General features: G+C 72.7%; 17 protein-coding genes and 1 pseudogene. 4 read left to right on the top strand and 14 right to left on the bottom strand.

Features of this window, described 5'->3' with window-relative positions; translation table 11 throughout:
• Positions 1-2: 2 nt before the first annotated feature.
• The 10 genes and pseudogenes from ACLJTM_RS16695 to ACLJTM_RS16650 all read right to left on the bottom strand — a co-directional run bounded on the left by ACLJTM_RS16695 (position 3) and on the right by ACLJTM_RS16650 (position 8,679).
• Positions 3-947: a glutamate ABC transporter substrate-binding protein gene (locus ACLJTM_RS16695; protein WP_411104769.1), complete on the bottom strand. Its 945-nt coding sequence runs from the start codon at positions 945-947 to the stop codon at positions 3-5.
• Positions 948-961: 14 nt separating this feature from the next.
• A complete protein-coding gene (locus ACLJTM_RS16690) occupies positions 962-1,705 on the bottom strand; it encodes an amino acid ABC transporter ATP-binding protein (RefSeq protein ID WP_411104383.1) in 744 nt (247 codons plus the stop codon).
• A gap of 116 nt (positions 1,706-1,821) precedes the next feature.
• Positions 1,822-2,262 (bottom strand): DUF6278 family protein, encoded by a 441-nt coding sequence (locus ACLJTM_RS16685; RefSeq protein WP_411104382.1) that lies wholly within the window; start codon positions 2,260-2,262, stop codon positions 1,822-1,824.
• Between the two features lie 69 nt (positions 2,263-2,331).
• Positions 2,332-3,132: an exodeoxyribonuclease III gene (locus ACLJTM_RS16680; RefSeq protein WP_411104381.1), complete on the bottom strand. Its 801-nt coding sequence runs from the start codon at positions 3,130-3,132 to the stop codon at positions 2,332-2,334.
• Positions 3,133-3,162: 30 nt separating this feature from the next.
• Positions 3,163-3,795 (bottom strand): MBL fold metallo-hydrolase, encoded by a 633-nt coding sequence (locus ACLJTM_RS16675; protein WP_411104380.1) that lies wholly within the window; start codon positions 3,793-3,795, stop codon positions 3,163-3,165.
• A gap of 57 nt (positions 3,796-3,852) precedes the next feature.
• Positions 3,853-4,443: a hypothetical protein gene (locus ACLJTM_RS16670; protein WP_411104379.1), complete on the bottom strand. Its 591-nt coding sequence runs from the start codon at positions 4,441-4,443 to the stop codon at positions 3,853-3,855.
• Positions 4,444-4,615: 172 nt separating this feature from the next.
• Positions 4,616-5,773: pseudogene (locus tag ACLJTM_RS16665) on the bottom strand (ROK family glucokinase); the annotation flags it as partial.
• Between the two features lie 16 nt (positions 5,774-5,789).
• Positions 5,790-6,674 (bottom strand): ATP-binding cassette domain-containing protein, encoded by an 885-nt coding sequence (locus ACLJTM_RS16660; RefSeq protein WP_411104378.1) that lies wholly within the window; start codon positions 6,672-6,674, stop codon positions 5,790-5,792.
• The gene (locus ACLJTM_RS16655) at positions 6,671-7,702 is read right to left on the bottom strand and encodes an ABC transporter permease (RefSeq protein ID WP_411104377.1); all 1,032 of its coding nucleotides are present in this window, start codon (positions 7,700-7,702) and stop codon (positions 6,671-6,673) included. The genes ACLJTM_RS16660 and ACLJTM_RS16655 overlap by 4 nt, the downstream gene beginning before the upstream one ends.
• A complete protein-coding gene (locus tag ACLJTM_RS16650; protein WP_411104768.1) occupies positions 7,699-8,679 on the bottom strand; it encodes a sugar ABC transporter substrate-binding protein in 981 nt (326 codons plus the stop codon). Before ACLJTM_RS16650 ends, ACLJTM_RS16655 begins: the two co-directional genes overlap by 4 nt.
• Positions 8,680-8,872: 193 nt before the next feature.
• Here ACLJTM_RS16650 and ACLJTM_RS16645 point away from each other — a divergent pair, with 193 nt between their 5' ends.
• Positions 8,873-9,877: a Gfo/Idh/MocA family oxidoreductase gene (locus ACLJTM_RS16645; RefSeq protein WP_411104376.1), complete on the top strand. Its 1,005-nt coding sequence runs from the start codon at positions 8,873-8,875 to the stop codon at positions 9,875-9,877.
• Between the two features lie 73 nt (positions 9,878-9,950).
• On the opposite strand, the gene ACLJTM_RS16640 is transcribed toward ACLJTM_RS16645, so the two are convergent.
• Both ACLJTM_RS16640 and ACLJTM_RS16635 read right to left on the bottom strand, forming a co-directional pair.
• The gene (locus ACLJTM_RS16640; protein ID WP_411104767.1) at positions 9,951-10,889 is read right to left on the bottom strand and encodes a DMT family transporter; all 939 of its coding nucleotides are present in this window, start codon (positions 10,887-10,889) and stop codon (positions 9,951-9,953) included.
• Positions 10,890-11,040: 151 nt separating this feature from the next.
• Positions 11,041-11,658, bottom strand: coding sequence for a dihydrofolate reductase family protein (locus ACLJTM_RS16635; RefSeq protein WP_411104375.1), 618 nt, complete (start codon positions 11,656-11,658; stop codon positions 11,041-11,043).
• A gap of 166 nt (positions 11,659-11,824) precedes the next feature.
• Here ACLJTM_RS16635 and ACLJTM_RS16630 point away from each other — a divergent pair, with 166 nt between their 5' ends.
• Complete coding sequence (locus ACLJTM_RS16630; RefSeq protein WP_411104374.1) at positions 11,825-12,559, top strand: SDR family oxidoreductase; 735 nt, start codon at positions 11,825-11,827, stop codon at positions 12,557-12,559.
• A 108-nt stretch (positions 12,560-12,667) separates the two neighbouring features.
• Here ACLJTM_RS16630 and alc read toward each other — a convergent pair whose 3' ends face one another.
• Positions 12,668-13,801 carry an allantoicase gene (gene alc / locus ACLJTM_RS16625; protein WP_411104373.1) on the bottom strand — a complete coding sequence of 378 codons (1,134 nt, stop codon included), beginning with the start codon at positions 13,799-13,801 and terminating at the stop codon, positions 12,668-12,670.
• A 2-nt stretch (positions 13,802-13,803) separates the two neighbouring features.
• Entirely contained in the window at positions 13,804-15,147 is a 1,344-nt protein-coding gene (gene allB, locus ACLJTM_RS16620; protein WP_411104372.1) for an allantoinase AllB, read from the bottom strand.
• Positions 15,148-15,473: 326 nt separating this feature from the next.
• On the opposite strand from allB, the gene ACLJTM_RS16615 reads away from it, so the two are divergent.
• The gene (locus ACLJTM_RS16615; RefSeq protein ID WP_411104371.1) at positions 15,474-16,277 is read left to right on the top strand and encodes an IclR family transcriptional regulator; all 804 of its coding nucleotides are present in this window, start codon (positions 15,474-15,476) and stop codon (positions 16,275-16,277) included.
• Positions 16,278-16,373: 96 nt separating this feature from the next.
• A complete protein-coding gene (locus ACLJTM_RS16610; RefSeq protein WP_411104370.1) occupies positions 16,374-17,672 on the top strand; it encodes a hypothetical protein in 1,299 nt (432 codons plus the stop codon).
• The last annotated feature ends 12 nt before the right edge of the window (positions 17,673-17,684 follow it).

Genomic DNA, 17,684 nt, shown 5'->3' with positions numbered 1-17,684 from the left:
CCTCAGCTCGCCGGGTAGCGGTCGATGGCGGGCGGTGTCGGGGCCGGCACTCCGGACAGGCCGAGCGTGGCTTCGTAGGCCTTCTTCCAGTTGCCGTTCTTCTCCTGCGCCTCCAGGGCGTCGTCGAGGGCGAAGCGCAGCGCGTTGTCGCTGCGCGGCACACCGATGCCGTAGGGCTCCCGGGAGAAGGGCGTGCCGACCACCTTCAGCTCCTCGGGGACCTTGGCGGCGTAGCCCAGCAGGATCGAGTCGTCCGTGGAGACGGCGTCCACCTGGTAGGTGAGCAGGTTGTCCACGCAGACGGAGTACGTGTCGTAGGCGACGAGGACCGCCTTCGGGAACTCCTTCTGCAGGCGCTGGTACGGGGTGGAGCCGGCGGCCGAGCAGACCTTCTTGCCCGCAAGGTCCTGCGGTCCCCCGATGTCCTGCTCGTCCTTGCGGACCAGCAGGGACTGGCCGGCCATGTAGTAGGGGCCCGCGAAGCCGACCTGCTTCTTGCGGTTGTCGTTGATCGTGTACGTGCCCACGTAGTAGTCGATCTGGCCATTCTGCAGGGCCGTCTCGCGGTTGGCGGAGGCGATCGTCTTGTACTCGATGGTCTGGGGGTCGAAGCCCAGCGAGGCCGACATCATCTTGGCGATCTCGATGTCGAAGCCGGAGTAGCGGCCGCTCGCGGGATCCTTCTCCCCGAGGTACGGCTGGTCCTCCTTGACGCCGACCACCAGGTGGCCGCGGCGTTCGGCGCGCTTCCAGGTGGGCGAGTCGGGCAGCCGGAAGCCGGTGTCCACCTGGTAGACGGGCAGGTCCTCGGGCTGGGGGCCCTTGACCGGTGGGCTGCCGGCTCGGCCGCAGCCCAGGGCGCAGACGAGCAGGACCAGGGCGAGGACGAAGGCGCGGACGGGAACGCGGACGGGAGCGCGGAGCGGCACCGGGGCGCGGTGGGGGATCACAGGGCGGCCCCTCAGTGCTTCAGGATCTTGGAGAGGAAGTCCTTGGCCCGGTCGCTCTCGGGGGCGGTGAAGAACTCCTCCGGGCTACGGTCCTCGACGATCCTGCCGTCATCCATGAACACCACGCGGTTGGCCGCGGAGCGGGCGAAGCCCATCTCGTGGGTGACCACCACCATGGTCATGCCCTCGCCGGCGAGCTGCTGCATCACCTCCAGCACCTCGTTGATCATCTCCGGGTCGAGGGCGGAGGTGGGCTCGTCGAAGAGCATCACCTTCGGGTTCATGGCGAGGGCGCGGGCGATGGCGACGCGCTGCTGCTGGCCGCCGGAGAGCTGGGCGGGGTACTTGGCGGCCTGGTCGGCGAGGCCGACGCGCTCCAGCAGTTCCCGGGACCGCTTGTCCGCCTCGTCGCGTTTGCGGCCGCGGACCTTGACCTGGGCGAGGGAGACATTGGCGAGGACGGTCTTGTGCGCGAAGAGGTTGAAGGACTGGAAGACCATCCCCACCTCGGCCCGGAGCCGGGCCAGTTCCTTGCCCTCGTCGGGCAGCGGCGCGCCGTCGAGCTTGATCGTCCCCGACTCGACGGTCTCCAGCCGGTTGATCGTCCGGCACAGGGTCGATTTCCCGGATCCGGAGGGGCCGATGATCACCACCACCTCCCCGCGGCCGACGGTGAGGTTGATGTCGTGGAGTACGTGCAACTCCCCGAAGTGCTTGTTCACGTCCCGCAGCTCGATCAACGGATCGACGGCCATGCGCTGCCCTGCCCACTTGTCGGTGTGTCGAGGTCAGCGCAAACTATCCAGCCGCGGAAGGGGACTTCGCCTCGACACGCCTAAAGGGACATAAAGCTCGTCTCGCTGTACGGGAATCAGCCCTCCGAGGCTTCCGCGTACGCCTGGCTCAGCTCGGGGGACCCCGTCATCGCCCAGGAGACCCCCGACTCGATTACGTTCAGCTCCCGGCCCGAGGCGAGCCGGATCACCGGCTGGCCGTTCGGCCACACCTGCCAGCCGGATCCCGGGACGGTCCTGACGATCACCGTGCCGAGGTAGAAGCCCGCGTCGTTTCCCAGCCACGGCACGGCCTCGGGGTCCCGCCGCCAGCGCGGCATCAGCTGGTCGAGCTGCTCCAACGAGGCCGGGCTTTGGTCGAGTTCGAGCCCGGCCGCCCTGGCCTGGACCCGCAGCAACTCGCACTCCGCGAACAACTCGTCGATGCCCTCGGGGTCATCCGCGAGTGCGGCGGCCAGCCCCGCACCCCGTTCGGTTTGGTGCCGGTTCCGCCAGTTGCCCAGGAAGGGGATGTTCATACCGCCCAGCGTGGCACCAGGATCCCCCGCTGGCCACAGGGCGCGCCTGGCCGGCCGGGCGGCGTCCGGCTACGCGGCGGACGGCTCCGGGTCGAGGGCGAGGTCGACGACGACCGGCGCATGGTCGGAGGCGCCCTTGCCCTTGCGCTCCTCGCGGTCCACATAGGAGTCGGTGACGGCCTTGGTGAAGGTCTCGTTCCCGAAGACCAGGTCGATGCGCATGCCCCGGTTCTTGGGGAAGGCGAGCATCCGGTAGTCCCAGAAGGTGTAGGCCCGGTCGTACTTGAGGGCGCGCGGCAGCACCTCGGAGAGCCCCGCGGCGCGCAGGGCCTCCAGGGCAGCGCGCTCCTCGGGGGTCACGTGGGTGGCGCCCGCGAAGACGGCCGGGTCGTAGACGTCCTCGTCGGTCGGCGCCACGTTGAAGTCGCCGAGCACCGCGAAGGGGCGCGGGCCGGCCGCGTCCTCGCCGACGGCGGTGGTCAGGGCGCGCAGCCAGTCCAGCTTGTAGCCGAAGTGGTCGTGCGCGACCTCGCGGCCGTTGGGCACGTACACCGACCAGACGCGGACTCCGCCGCAGGTCGCGGAGATCGCCCGGGGCTCCTGGACCCCCTCGTAGTCCGGGCCGCCCGGCAGTCCCGGCACCACGTCGTCCAGGCCGACCCGGGAGAGCAGGGCCACGCCGTTCCACCGGCCGGTGGCGTGCACGGCCGCCTCGTAGCCCAGCTCGCGCAGTTCGGCGTGCGGGAACTGCTCCGCGGAGCACTTGGTCTCCTGGATGCACAGGACGTCCGTGCCGGAGCTCTCCAGCCAGGCCAGCAGGCGCGGCAGCCGGGCGGTGATCGAGTTGACGTTGTACGTGGCGATACGCATGCGTCCCAACCTACCGCCCGGCACCGACAGTCACAGGTCGGTGCTGTCCCCGGCGGTGAGTCGGCCGTGGTCGGAGCCGCCGAGGGTGCCCAGCAGCATGTCGTACACCGGCCGGGCGGTGTCGGACAGGTACGCGTCGTGCACGTCGAAGGCGCGCCGTGGCTTGACCTCGCGGAGGTAGTCGACCACCTCTGCGACCTTGTTCCAGGGGGCGTGCACCGGGAGCATCAGGGTGTCGACCGGGGCCCCGGGCATGGTCAGCGCATCGCCGGGGTGGAAGAGCGAACCGTCCACGAGGTAGCCGACATTGGTGACCCGGGGCAGGTCGGGGTGGATCACCGCGTGCAGTTCGCCGTGCACCTGGACCTCGAAGCCGGCCGCGGTGAAGGTGTCGCCGTGGCCCACCGTGTGCACCCGGCCCGGGTAGGCGGGGGCGAGCTTCTCGGCGACGCTGCGCAGGGTCCACAGGGCCGCCGCCGGGTTCGCGTCGAGGGCGGCGCGCAGCCGCCCCTCCTCGAAGTGGTCGGGGTGCTCGTGCGTGACCAGCAGGGCGTGCGCCCCCAGGCCCGCGTCCGGTTCGCTGAAGGCGCCCGGGTCGATGACGAGCGTGCGCCCGTCCTTCTCCAGCTCGACGCAGGAGTGCAGCCGCTTGGTGAACTTCATGATCCCAGGCTAGTGCCGTGACCGGAAAGGTTCACCGGGTCGCGGGGGGTTGCGCCGTCACGGCGTGGTCGAGGAGACCACGTAGACCTTGTAGACCTTGGGGTCCGTGGCGTCGACCGTGATGTCCCGGGTGGGCCGCGGGTCGTCCTGTTCCAGGGTGGTGCCGATCCACTCGTCGTGGGTCTTCCAGTTCCATCCGGCGACCGAGGTGTCGTGCGCCGAGATGGACACCCCGGGGGTGAGCTCCTGCCGGCTGGTACCGACGGAGCCGAGGAAGGCGTCGAGCTCGGGCGGGGTGACGGCGAACTGGGTGTAGAGCCGGCTGGTGCGCCAGTTGTTCGTCTCCAGGAACCCGACCCGCCAGGCCTTCTCCGGGATCGGCACCTCGTAGATGCTGCGCTGCACGCGGGACGGCCAGCCGGGACGCACCTTGGTCGCGCCGACCTTGGCGGCCTTGTCGCGGCCGCTCTGACGGCTCTGCTGGGCGGAGACGGCGAGGTAGCCCGCGGGTACGCCGACCAGCAGCAGGATGATGATGGCGGTGATCCAGCGGCGCCGGACGACGTGCCTGCGGTCCTCGGCGGGGGGCTGCGGGCTGCCGCCGCCGTCCGGGGCGCAGGCCTGGTGGGGCACGGAGGGCGGAGTCACTGGGGTTCCCGGTCTGCCGGCACGGCGGTCATGGAGGTCACGGCGGTCACGGCGGTCACGGACCTCATCGCCGGTCCTGAGGCCGCTGCGCGTCCTGCGGCTGCTCCGGGGCCTGCGGTTGCTCCGGGCCCGGCAGCTGCGGCGGGGCCGGCTGCTCCGGCTCGGGCGCCGGCCCCGCCGTCCGGACCGCGGCGGCGGTGGTCCCGAGCAGGCCGAGCTGCGCGTAGCGCTCGTACCGCTCCACCCTGCGGCGCGTGGCACGGCGGAAGCGGCGGGCGACGAGCCGGGCGAGGTCGGCAGCGCCGACCATGCCCGCCTCGGGGCCGAGCTGGGCCTTGGCGATGCGCGCTTCGGGCCGGTAGCCCCGGCCGGTGAGGTGGCGGCGGAAGGCGTCCCGGGCGGGCCCGATCAGCAGGTCGTCGGCGGCGCTGACGCCGCCGCCGATGACGAAGCAGGACGGGTCCAGGGCGGCGGCGAGGTTGGCGATGCCGACGCCGAGCCACTGGCCGATGTCCTGGAGCAGCTCGACGCACATGGCGTCGCCCTCGCGGGCGAGCTCGGTGATGAGGGGGCCGGTGATCTCCTGGACGTTGCCGCCGACCCTGGCGATGATGCCGTACGCGACCGGGGAGTCGGCGGCCGCCAGCTCCCGCGCCTCGCGGACCAGGGCGTTCCCGGAGCTGTACTGCTCCCAGCAGCCGCGGTTTCCGCACGGGCAGCGGTGCCCGCCGGGGACCACCTGCATGTGGCCGAACTCGCCGGCCACCCCGTACCGGCCGCGCTTGACCTGCCCGCCTTCGAGGATCGCCCCGCCGATGCCGGTACCGAGGGTGATCATGACGAGGTGGTCCTCGCCGCGTCCGGCGCCGAAGCGCCACTCGGCCCAGGCGGCGGTGTTGGCATCGTTGTCGACCATGACCGGGACCGCGAGCCGGGACTGCAGGGCGTCGCGCAGCGGTTCGTCCCGCCAGGCCAGGTGGGGTGCGAAGAGGACCCGGGAGCGGTCGGCGTCCACCCAGCCGGCCGCGCCGATGCCCACCGCGTGGACGTCGTGCCGGTCGGAGAGGTCCAGGACCAGTTCGACGATGGTGTCCTCGACGACCTTGGCGCTCTTGGACTTGTCGGGGGTCTCCGCGCGGATCTTCTCCAGGATGATCCCGTCGGCGTCGACGACGCCGGCCATCACCTTGGTGCCGCCGATGTCGATGCCGACGGTCGGGACACGCGGTGCGGTCAGGTGCGACCGGCGCTCACGGGTCCCGACGGTCCGCAGGACGGTGCCCCGCGCCGCACCCCGGTGGGCGAGCGCGAAATCCCGGTACGTGCTCATCGAGGCGTGTCGTCCCTCACGGTGCGGTGGAGCCGGACGGGGTGTCCGGGCCGGGCGGAGTGCTCTGCGGCCCCGATTCTGCCACTCTCTCCAGCTCGTGGCTCAGCTCGTCCAGCTCCGAGCCGCCCGCCATCTGCCGGGTCAGCTCGTCCAGGGTGACCGACGCCCGGGTGTGGCTGCCCGCCATCGTGCCGCGCTTGAGGAGGACGAACCGGTCCCCGACCAGGTAGGCGTGGTGCGGGTTGTGGGTGATCAGCACCACGCCGAGCCCCGCGTCGCGGGCGGCGGCGACGTACTTGAGGACCACACCGGACTGCTTCACGCCGAGGGCGGCGGTGGGCTCGTCCAGGACGAGGACCTTCGCGCCGAAGTAGACGGCGCGGGCGATGGCCACGCACTGCCGCTCGCCGCCGGACAGGGTGCCGATGGGCTGGTCCACGTCGCGCAGGTCGATGCCCATCCGCAGCAGCTCCGCCCGGGTGGTCTCACGCATGAACGGCACGTCGAGGCGGCGCAGGGGCCCGCGGCCCCGGGTGGGTTCGGAGCCGAGGAAGAAGTTCCGCCAGACGGGCATCAGCGGGACCACGGCGAGGTCCTGGTAGACGGTGGCGATGCCGCGGTCGAGGGCGGCGCGCGGGTTGGCCAGCACCGTCTCCTCCCCGTCGATCTCGAAGGAGCCGGCGTCGTGCCGGTGCAGCCCTGCGATGATCTTGATGAGGGTGGACTTGCCGGCGCCGTTGTCACCGAGCACGCAGGTGATCTCGCCCGCGGAGACCTCCAGGGAGACCCCCTGGAGGGCGCGGATGTTCCCGTAGAACTTGCTGACGTCGGTCAGCTTCACCCGTGCGGTGTCCGCGCCGGGCGCGGGTGCGGCCGCGGCCGCGTCGGTCTTGGTGGTCATTTCGCCTCCGCCCGCTTGCGGACCCATGCGTTGAGCAGCGTCGCGAGCAGGAGCATCGCGCCGAGGAAGAACTTGAACCAGTCCGGGTTCCACTGGGCGTAGACGATCCCGTTGCTGGTCATGCCGAAGATGAACGCGCCGACGGCCGAGCCGACGGCGGATCCGTAGCCGCCGGTCATCAGACAGCCGCCGATGACCGCCGCGATGATGTAGAGGAACTCGTTGCCCACGCCCTCGCCCGACTGGACCACGTCGAAGGAGAACAGGATGTGCTGCCCGGAGATCCAGGCGCACAGGGCCACGCCCATGTAGAGGCCGATGCGGGTCTTCACCACGGGCACGCCGGTCGCCCGGGCGGCGTCGGCCCCGCCGCCGACGGCGAAGATCCAGTTGCCGGCGCGGGTGCGCAGCAGGATCCAGGTGGCCACGGCGACCAGCACCAGCCACCACAGGATGGTGACCTTCAGGGTGACGGAGCCGATGTTCCACTGCGAGGCGAACAGGGCCCGGGCGGAGGAGAAGCCCTCCATGTCCGCGATGGTCTTGGTGGAGACCGAACCGCTGATCAGCTTGGTGAAGCCGAGGTTCAGGCCGGTCAGCATCAGGAAGGTGCCCAGGGTGATGATGAAGCTGGGCAGCCTCGTCCGGGTCAGCATGAAGCCGTTGAAGAATCCGATGCCCAGGGTGACCAGCAGGGACACCAGGACGCCGACCCAGACGTTGGCGGTCATCTGGTAGCTGAACATCGAGCTGACCAGAGCCGAGGTGGTGACCATGACGCCGGCGGAGAGGTCGAACTCGCCGCCGATCATCAGCAGCGCCACCGGGACCGCCATGATCCCGATGGTGGAGGCCGAGTACAGGACCGTGCTCAGGCTGGAGGCCCGCAGGAAGCTGTCCGCGGCGAAGGAGAAGAAGACGAACACGGCCGCGGCGCCGACCACGGCGCCCAGCTCGGGGCGGCCCAGGAGGCGGCGGACCAGCGAGGCCGGCGCGAGGCGTTCGTCCACGGCGGCGGACGCGCTCATCGGCTGCCCCGCTTGATGAACTCCTCCAGCGCGGCGGCCTGGTCCCCGGTGACGATCTGCGGTCCGGTGAGGACCGGGCGGCCGCCGCCGAGCACGTCAGCGTTGTAGCGGTAGAGCCAGAGCAGGTCCACGGCCTCGTAGCCCTGCAGGTAGGGCTGCTGGTCGACGGCGAAGCCGAGCGCGCCGGACTTCAGGTCCCGGGCGACCGACTCGTTGAGGTCGAAGGTGTCCACCTCGGCCTTGCTGCCTGCCGTGTCCTTGGCCTTGACCGCGGTGGGGGCGAAGGGGGCGCCGAGGGTGAGGATCGCGTCGACGTCCGGGTCGGCCTGGAGCTTGGCCTGCAGGGACGCCTGCACGGAGGGCATGTTGGTGCCTTCGACGTACAGGTTCTCCATGGTGCCGGAGAAGGTCTTCTTCGCTCCGGCGCAGCGCTGCTCGTGGCCCACGTTGCCCTGCTCGTGCAGGACGCAGACGGCGCGCTTGCGGCCGCGCTTGTTCAGCTCGGTGCCGACCGCCTCGCCGGCGATCTCCTCATCCTGGCCGATGTGGGTCAGGGCCCCGTACGCGGCGGACTGCGCCGAGCCGGAGTTGACCGTGACCACCGGGATGCCGGCCTTGACGGCCTTGCCGATGACGTCCTTGAGGGCGTCGGGCTTGGCGAGGCTCACGATGAGCCCGTCCACCTTCTGGTCGATGGCGTTCTGCACGAACTGGGCCTGCTGCTGTGCCTGGTCGTCGTGGGCGTAGACGAAGTTGATGTTGTCCTTCTTCGCCGCCTCCTTGGCGCCCTTCTGGACGATGTCCCAGAAGGTGTCGCCGTCGCCGGCGTGGGTGACCATCGCGAAGGTCCAGCGCGGGGTGGACACGGCCGGCCGGCCCGCCTCGGCGGCCTTCGCCCGCTCCTCGGCGCGCTTGCCGCCCGTGCTGCTGCAGCCCGCGAGCGAGGCCCCCAGCACCGCCGCGAGCACGGCGCCCACGACGCGCACCCCTGTCCGAACCCTAGCCACGTCGCCGCGCCCTTCCCTCGTCCGTCCCGCCGGTCTTCTCATCCGTCACGATCGGGTCATTCCGGTTCCAGCCGCCCAGTATCCGCCACAGTGGACCATGAAGGGGCATCGGGGCGGGCGCGGGCGGATTGACAGGTCCCCCGTACGGGGTCAGGTTGAGTGCATGCGCATCGGGCTCATCGGGACGGGCCGGATCGGCTCGTTCCACGCGGCGGCCCTGGCCCGCCGGCCGGACGCGGGTTCGCTCCTGCTCGCCGACGCCGACCCCGTGCGGGCGGCGCACCTGGCCGACCGGCTCGGGGCCACCGCCGCGCCCTCCGTCGAGAAGGTCTTCACCTGGGGGGTGGACGCGGTCGTGGTGGCCTGCGCCACCGAGGGCCATGCGGAACTGGTGGTCCGGGCGGTGCGCGGCGGGCTGCCGGTGTTCTGCGAGAAGCCCGTCGCCCCGGACCTGGCCCGCACGCTGGCGGTGCTGCGCGAGGTGGCCGCGCTGGGCGGGGTGCTCCAGCTCGGGTTCATGCGCCGCTTCGACGCGGGCTACGGGCGGGCCCGCGAGCTGGTCCGCTCCGGCGCGCTGGGCCGGCTGCACACCGTCCGCACGATGACCTCCGACGCGGCTCCGCCGGCCGCCGCGTACCTGGGGTCCTCCGGCGGGCTGTACCGGGACTGCCTGGTGCACGATTTCGACGCGCTGCGCTGGGTCACCGGGCGCGAGGTGGCGGAGGTCTATGCGGCCGGTGCGGACGCGGGCCCGGCGCAGTTCCGGGCGGCGGGCGACATCGACACGGCCGCGGCCGTGCTCACGCTGGACGACGGGACCCTCGTCGCCTCCACCGGCACGCGGTGCAACGGCGCCGGGTACGACGTGCGGATGGAGCTGGCCGGGGAGCGGGACCAGGTGTCGGTCGGGCTGGACGACCGTACGCCGATCGCTTCGACGGAACCGCACGGGCCGCCGGCCGCCAGGGCTCCGTGGACCGGGTTCCTGGAGAGGTTCGGCCCGGCGTACGAGGCGGAGCTGGCGGCTTTCGTCCGGCTGGTGCGCGGCGAGGGCCCGAACCTCTGCGAGGGGGTGGAGGCGCTGGCCGCACTCCGGGTCGCGGAGGCGTGCGAGCTGTCGCGCCGGGAGCGGCGCCGGGTGCGGCTGGAGGAACTCCCGGGCTTGTGACCGGGCCCCTGTGAGGGCGGGCATGGGGGCCACAGTACGTCGGGGGGATCGGAGGCCGGGCGGCCGTTTCCGGTCAATCGTCCGTCCGGCCCGCCGCACGCCGGCCGCACGCGGTACCGACCAGGACGAGGACCGCTCCCGCGCATCCGGCGGCCCCCAGGTGCTCGCCGCCCAGGGCGATGCCCGCGGCGGCGGCCCACAGGGGCTCGGTGCCGAGCAGCAGGCTGACGCGGGAGGGGGAGGTGCGGCGCACGGCCCACATCTGGACGAAGAAGGCGAACAGGGTGCAGAAGACGGCGAGGAAGGCGAGCCCGGCCCACTGGGCCGCCCCGAAGCCGGCGGCCGCGGCCCACGGGGTGTCCCCGGTGCCCGGGACGGCGGCCAGCAGGGCGAAGACGAGTACGGCGGCGCCCAGTTGGACCGTGGTCAGGGAGAGGGAGTCCGCGTCCTGGACGGCTTCGATCCGGGCCATGAGCAGGACGTGCAGGGTCCGGGCGAGGGCGGCGCCGAGGATGAGCAGGTCGCCGGTGCCGGGGGCGGTGAAGCCGCCGCCGCCCTGGGTGAGCAGTACGACCCCGGCGACGGACAGGGCGGCGGCGCCGAGGAAGGCCGGCGAGGGGGTCCTGCGACGGATCGCGGCTTCGGCGAGCGGGGTGAAGACCATGGTCAGGCTGATGATCAGTCCGGCATTGGTGGCCGAGGTGTGGACCACCCCGTAGGTCTCCAGCAGGAAGATGCCGCCGAGTACGCCGCCCAGCAGGCCCGCGCCGCGCAGTTGGGCGGGGGTGAGCGCCCGCAGCCGCGTCCAGCCGGCGAGGACCAGGACGGGCAGGACGAGCGCGAAGCGCAGGACGAGCACGGCGATGACGGTGTGGGTGGTGGTGATGCCCTTGGCCGCGAGGTAGCTGCCGCCCCAGACGACGGCGACGGCCAGCACGGGCAGATCGGCGGCCCAGGCCCGGCGGGGCGCGGGGCGTTCGGCGGGGGCGAGGGCGGGCGAGGTGGCGGTCACCTGGGTCTCCAACGGCAGCGGCGGGGTGGAGGCTTCGGCGGCTCGCACGGGTGCGGGCCCACGGTATCCGAGCCGGTCGGGGCGTTCGACCGCCCGTGCCATGACCGGGGTGCGGCGGGGACCTGGTGGGCCCCGCCGCACCCGGCAGGCCTCAGGCCCCGACGGTGCCGAAGGTGGCGCGGCCTGCGACCCGGTAGGTGTGGATGGCGGCCCCGCCGGACGTGGTGCGGGAGCCGGTCAGGTCGAAGGCCGTCGGCAGGCCGCCGGTCGGGAACAGCCGGCGGCCGGCGCCCAGGAACACCGGGAAGACCAGCAGGTTCAGCTCGTCCACGAGGTCCCGGACCAGCAGCCACTGGGCGAGTGCGCCGCTGCCGTGCACCTGGAGCTCCCCGTCGAGGGCGTCCTTGATCCGTACGATCTCGCTCTGCAGGTGCTCGCCGTCGATCACGGTGGTCCCGGCCCAGGCCGGCTCCTTGAGGGTGGTCGAGGCCACGTGCTTGGGGAGCCGGTTCAGCCGCCCGGCGATCGGGTCGGCCGGGTCGTCGTGCTGCGGCCAGTACCCGGCGAAGATCTCGTAGGTCCGGCGCCCGAGCAGGAAGGCCTGCGCCCGGCCGAAGACCTCGGCCATGAACTCCCCCATGCCCTCGTCGGCGAACGGGCTGAGCCAGCCCCCGTACGGGAATCCCCCGCCGGGGTCCTCCTGCGGTCCGCCCGGCGCCTGCATCACGCCGTCGAGGGTCAGGAAGGTGGTCAGGGTCAGCTTGCCCATGGCTCTGCACTCCTTGGTCGGTGTCTGGGATGCAGACTTCCCGCCCGGTCCGGACTCATCGGTGCGGCGCGCGAGAACGCCAGGTCGCATTCCCGCCGGCGCCCGGGCCCCCGCCCCGATGTCATTGAACCCGCAACGATTTTCCGGGAAAAGCAGGAGGAACACCATGGACGGCACCCGCGTGGCACTCGTGACCGGTGGCAGCCGCGGCATCGGGGCGGCGACCGCCCTGCGGCTCGCCGAGGACGGCATGGACGTCGCCCTCACCTACGTCGGGGACGGCGCGGCGGCCGCGGAGGTCGCCGCCGGGATCGAGGCACTGGGCCGGCGCGCCCTGGTGGTGCGGGCCGACGCGGGCGACGCGGAGCAGGCGGCGGCCTGCGTGACGCAGACCGTGGACCGCTTCGGGCGCATCGACGTGCTCGTCAACAACGCCGGGGTGGGGGTGCTCGGGCCGCTGGAGGAGCTGGGCACTGCCGAGGTGGACCGGGTGCTGGCGGTCAACGTCCGGGGTGCCTTCCTGACGGCCCGGGCCGCGGCGGGGCCGATGGGCGCCGGCGGGCGGATCATCAGCGTCGGCAGCTGCGTGACCCAGCGGGTGCCGGGCCCGGGCTGCACCCTGTACACGATGAGCAAGTCGGCGCTGATCGGGCTGACGAAGGCGCTGGCGCGGGAGCTCGGCGGGCGCGGGATCACCGCCAATGTCGTCCACCCGGGGCCGGTGGACACCGACATGAACCCGGCCGGCGGCCCCTTCGCGGGACCGCAGGCCGCCATGACGGCCCTCGGCCGGTTCGCGGCGGCGCGTGAGGTCGCGGCCGTGGTGTCCTTCCTCGCGGGGGACGACGCGGTGTACGTCACGGGCGCCGAGTTCGCGGTCGACGGCGGCCACGCCGCCTGAGCGGCCGCCCCGCGACGCGCCGGAGGGCGCACCGCTGCGGCGGTGCGCCCTGTGGGGGCCGTGCACGCCCCGGGAGTGTCGGCCCCCGGGGGTGCTCAACGGGTTGGCTCAGCCGCCCAGTTCCTGGTGGCGGGCGGTGTGCGCCGCCGCACCCGCCTCGGTCAGGGAGCCGAACAGGCGCAGGCGGGAGAAACCGCCGTCGGGGAAGATGTCGATGCGCACGTGCGTGCCGACCGCCGGGGCGTCCAGCACGAAGCGGTGGTTGGTGTCGGGCTGCAGACGGGTGCGCGGCAGGAACTCCGTCCACTCGCCCTCCTCGCCGGACTTGACGGACAGCGAGGCCCAGCCGGCCGAGTTGCCCTTGAGGTAGGCGGTGTCGATCTCGACGGCGCGGATCTCGGACTCGGCCACCAGCTGGTAGCGGATCCAGTCGTTGCCGTTGTCGCGGCGGCGGGCGGTCTCCCAGCCGTCGTCCATCTTGCGGGAGCGGCCCGGGTTGATGGTGTTGGTCGGCGGCGAGTAGAAGCGGTTGGAGGCGTCCTGCACCGAGCCGCCGTTCTCCAGCGCCACGACGTCGAAGGTGCCCAGGGTCGCGAGCCACGCGGGGTCGGGGACGACCTCGCCGTGGACGCGGAGGCGGGCGATGCCGCCGTCGGGGTGCTGGTTGACGCGCAGGTGCGTGAAGCGCTGCTCGGCGGTGACCTCGAAGCCGTTGGCCGCGTGGCCGCCGACGGCGGTGCGCGGCACGAGCACGGTCCACTTGACGTCCTCGCCGAGGAGCTCCTCCGGGGTCGGCGCGAGGGCGCCTTCCCAGTTGGTGCCCTCGATGGAGACGGCCTGCGGCATGTTGCCGCGGAAGTGGGCGGTGTCGACCACGATGCCGCGGATCACGCCGGGGGCGCCGAGGCGGACCAGGGCGTAGTCGTGGTCCTCGGGGGTCGGCCAGGGCTGCGTGGCGGAGACGCCGCGGCGGCGGCGGGTCTCCCAGCCGTCCATGATCTTGCCCTTGTGGCCGAAGTGCTCGGGGTCGAAGTGCGCGGCCTCGGCGATGAGCAGGTTCTCGCGCTGGGCGAAGAACTCGTCGTTGGCGAAGGTGACACCGGCGCCCAGCTCACGGGCGGCGAGGTTCGCGTACTGGGTGAACGGGAAGTCCGCGGTGCGGTAGTCCGCGTACGGGTCGCCGCCTCCGTAGGGGTTCGCGTTGCCGGTGAAGGAAGCCGGTCCGGTGGAGCGCTGTGCCACTGTCAGTTCTGCCTTTCGAGGAGGAGGCCCGTGGGCTCGGTCGGGGTGCCGTGGTCGGCGATCTGCCTGCCGCGCAGCCAGGTGGACTTCACGACGCCGTGCAGGGTCTTGCCCGCGTAGGCCGTGATCCGGTTGCGGTGGTGCAGTTCCGCGGGGTCCACGGTGAAGGTCTCTTCGGGCGCGAGGACCGCGAAGTCGGCGTCGCGGCCGGGCTCGATCGCACCCTTCTGCGCCAGACCGGCGAGGGCGGCGGGGGCGGTCGACATCCAGCGCACCACGTCCTCCAGGGAGCGTCCGCGGCTGCGCGCCTCGGTCCAGATGGCGGGCAGGCCCAGCTGGAGGGAGGAGATGCCGCCCCACGCGGTGGCGAAGTCGCCGGTCTTCAGGTCCGCGGTGGAGGGCGAGTGGTCGGAGACGATGCAGTCGATGGTGCCGTCGGCGAGGGCGTCCCAGAGCAGGTCCTGGTTGGCGGCCTCGCGGATGGGCGGGCAGCACTTGAACTCGGTGGCGCCGTCCGGGACTTCCTCGGCGGTGAGGGTGAGGAAGTGCGGGCAGGACTCGACGGTGATCTGGACGCCCTCGGCCTTGGCGGCGGCGATCAGGGGCAGCGCGTCGCTGGAGGACAGGTGCAGCACGTGGACGCGGGCGTTCAGCCGCTTGGCCTGGTCGATCAGGTTCTGGATGGCGGTGTTCTCGGCGTCCCTCGGGCGGGAGGCGAGGAAGTCGGCGTACTTGGGGCCGGGGTTCTGCGGGGCCGACTCCAGGTGGTGCGGGTCCTCGGCGTGCACGATGAGCAGGCCGCCGAAGCCGGTGATCTCGGCGAGGGAGGTGGCCAGCTGCTCCTGGTCGAGTTCGGGGAACTCGTCCACGCCCGAGGGCGAGAGGAAGCACTTGAAGCCGTAGACCCCGGCGTCGTGCAGGGAGCGCAGGTCCTTGACGTTGTCGGGGAGGGCGCCGCCCCAGAAGCCCACGTCCACGTGCGCCTTGGCGCGGGCGACCTCCTGCTTGACGCGCAGGTTCTCCGTCGTGGTGGTGGGCGGGAGGGAGTTCAGCGGCATGTCGAGGATCGTGGTGATGCCGCCGGCCGCCGCGGCGCGGGTGGCCGTCCAGAAGCCCTCCCACTCGGTGCGGCCCGGGTCGTTCACGTGGACGTGGGTGTCGACCAGGCCGGGGAGCAGGACGTCGTCGCCGAAGTCCTCCAGCCGGGCTCCGGCCGGTACCTCGGCCTCGTACGCCAGCACGGCCGCGATCTTCCCGCCGGCGACGGCCACCGAGGCGGCGCGCGTCCCCTCGGGGGTGATGACGCGCGTCGAGCGCAGTACCAGTTCCACAGCCGCGTCGGCCACCGGAACCTCCCCATCTACTTCCACAGAGCGAAATTCAACGTTCTGTTGACGGAGTCTTCCCGCCGATCCGGGACCCGTCAAGAGCGCCCGGACGGACCGCTGACCCGAAGGGGCCGCAATTGGAGGTTTCCACAGGATGGAATTAAGATTTCGCTATACAGAATGTAGCTACCACCACCGGGGGCCGGACGGTAACTTCCCAAGGACGTCCGCCACCAGGACAAACCACCTCTGACCGGCGGGGACGGCAGCCCTCCCGCCCTGGGGCCGACGCCGACCGACCGGTAGGCTGCTTCCTTGCCTGCCAGCACCGAAAGGACCGCGCCGTGCCGACGTCCAGCGCCAGCACCACCGACGCTTCCGCCAAGTCCACCGCCGCCGGCGGTGGCGTCCAGTCCCTTGAGCGCGCCTTCGATCTGCTCGAACGCATGGCCGATGCCGGAGGCGAGGTCGGTCTCAGTGAGCTCTCCGCCGCGAGCGGCCTGCCGCTGCCGACGATCCACCGCCTCATGCGCACCCTCGTGGCATGCGGTTACGTACGCCAGCAGCCCAACCGACGGTACTCCCTCGGCCCCCGCCTGATCCGCCTCGGCGAGTCCGCGTCGCGCCTGCTGGGCACCTGGGCCCGGCCCTACCTCGCCCGCCTGGTCGAGGAGACCGGCGAGACCGCGAACATGGCCCTGCTCGACGGGGACGAGATCGTCTATGTCGCGCAGGTGCCGTCCAAGCACTCCATGCGCATGTTCACCGAGGTCGGCCGCCGGGTGCTCCCGCACTCCACCGGCGTGGGCAAGGCGCTGCTCGCCCACACCCCCGCCGAGGAGGTGCGGGCGCTGCTGGCCCGCACCGGGATGCCCGCGGCCACCGAGAAGACCATCACCACCCCCGAGGGCTTCCTCGACGCCCTGGAGCAGGTGCGCCGGGCGGGCTACGCGGTCGACGACAACGAGCAGGAAATAGGAGTCCGCTGCCTCGCCGTGTCGGTGCCGAACTCCCCCACCGCCGCCGCGATCTCCATCTCGGGCCCGGCAGGCCGGGTGACCGAGGCGGTCGCGGAGTCCTTCGTGCCGATCCTGCAGGGGGTGGCCGCCGAACTGTCGGTGGCCCTGTCGAACCAGAACCCGGCCTGACGGCCGGCCGCCGCCGTCCGCCCGAGGGCCCTGCCTCCCCCCGCCGGGGGTGGCAGGGCCTTCGCCGTCGCCACGCGCAGTGAGTACCGTCTGCCCATGCAGAACATCGCGGTGGAGCAGCAGCGGGGGCACGTCCTCCTGATCGCCGGGGACGCCGCCGTACGGCGCCGCACCGTCCAGGTCGCCCCGAGCGCCAACCTGGCCGCGCTGGGCGTGGTGCCCGTACCGGTGCTGCTGAACAGCGGCGTCCCGTGCGACACCACCTACCTCGACGGCGCCCGCGACCCGAACACCGTCCTGACGCGGCTGCGGGCGGCCGCGGCCACCCCGGGGCCGCTGCTGGTGTACCTGTCGGGGCGGCTCTCGGTCGACCGCCGCACCCGCCGGCTGCACCTGTGCCTCGCGGGCACGACCACCGCCTCCGTGCGCTACACGGGACTGCCGTGGGAGTGGCTCGCCACCGAGCTGCGCGGCCGGCCCGCCGCACTGACCACGGTCCTGCTGGACCTGGCCGCGGACAAGGCGGCCTGGCCGCTGCTCCAGGAGTACGGCGGCCTGCCCGCCGCCCCCTGCGCCGAGGTGTACGGGGTGGTCCTGCCGCCCGGTTGCTCCGGGGGCGGCGAGGCCGTCAGCGGCTACACCCGGGAGTGGATCAGGCACCTCCGCAGCAGCCCCGGCCGGCCCGGCAACCTCCCGCTGCACGCCCTGGCGGTGGGAGCTGCCGCGCTCCCGCCGGGGGCGCTGGTCCTGCCGACGGCCCGCGAACTCGGCGCCCGGGTGCCCCGGGAGGGCCTGCGGGAAGCCGCCGGGGCGACGGAGGACGGCCGGGGCGCCCCCGAGCCGCGGCAGCGGGCCGCCGCCCCGCAGGGGGCCGTACCGCCGCTCCCGGACCATGCGCCGCAGCAGGCTCCGGACGCGGGGCGGGAGACGGGCGGGGATCCCCGGCTGCACCTGCACGCCCTGGCCACCGAGGGGCGCCACGAGGAGGCCGCCGCCCTCGCGCAGAGCTGGGAGCAGCACGTCCTGCGCACCTGCGGGCACGCTTCGCCCGAGGCCGTCCAGTGCGCGGAGATCCGGGCCGACCTCGCCCGGATGGCCGGCGACTTCCGACTCGCGACCCGGCTGTGGACCGGCGTCGGGCGGGCCCGGCTGGCCCGTCAGGACCCGGACGCCCCCGAGGTCACGGGCGCGGCCGCGGGCGCCCTCTACTGCTGGACCCAGCTCAAGGACCGGGCGGCTGCGGCCGAGACCGGCCCGGAGCTCATCCGCCTGCTGCGCGCCCTGCCCTCGCTCGACCCCCGCCACCTGCACCTGGCCCGCCGGCGCCTGGACCTCCTCCAGGACGGCCGCCCGGACGCGGCCCCGCGCCTGCCGGAGCCCGCGGAACTCCCGTAGGGGTCCGGCAGA

The organism is Streptomyces sp. cmx-4-9 (assembly GCF_046548835.1).
Taxonomy (GTDB): domain Bacteria; phylum Actinomycetota; class Actinomycetes; order Streptomycetales; family Streptomycetaceae; genus Streptomyces.
This window is presented reverse-complemented; position numbering and strand designations above follow the sequence as displayed.

Bases quoted from the DNA above. Each gene is read 5' to 3' on its own strand.
- ACLJTM_RS16685 (WP_411104382.1), bottom strand. From the start codon at position 2,262: ATGAACATCCCCTTCCTGGGCAACTGGCGGAACCGGCACCAAACCGAA.
- ACLJTM_RS16675 (WP_411104380.1), bottom strand. From the start codon at position 3,795: ATGAAGTTCACCAAGCGGCTGCACTCCTGCGTCGAGCTGGAGAAGGAC.
- ACLJTM_RS16635 (WP_411104375.1), bottom strand. From the start codon at position 11,658: ATGGGCAAGCTGACCCTGACCACCTTCCTGACCCTCGACGGCGTGATG.
- ACLJTM_RS16645 (WP_411104376.1), top strand. From the start codon at position 8,873: ATGCGCATCGGGCTCATCGGGACGGGCCGGATCGGCTCGTTCCACGCG.
- ACLJTM_RS16630 (WP_411104374.1), top strand. From the start codon at position 11,825: ATGGACGGCACCCGCGTGGCACTCGTGACCGGTGGCAGCCGCGGCATC.
- ACLJTM_RS16655 (WP_411104377.1), bottom strand. From the start codon at position 7,702: ATGAGCGCGTCCGCCGCCGTGGACGAACGCCTCGCGCCGGCCTCGCTG.
- ACLJTM_RS16610 (WP_411104370.1), top strand. From the start codon at position 16,374: ATGCAGAACATCGCGGTGGAGCAGCAGCGGGGGCACGTCCTCCTGATC.
- ACLJTM_RS16660 (WP_411104378.1), bottom strand. From the start codon at position 6,674: ATGACCACCAAGACCGACGCGGCCGCGGCCGCACCCGCGCCCGGCGCG.
- ACLJTM_RS16680 (WP_411104381.1), bottom strand. From the start codon at position 3,132: ATGCGTATCGCCACGTACAACGTCAACTCGATCACCGCCCGGCTGCCG.
- ACLJTM_RS16690 (WP_411104383.1), bottom strand. From the start codon at position 1,705: ATGGCCGTCGATCCGTTGATCGAGCTGCGGGACGTGAACAAGCACTTC.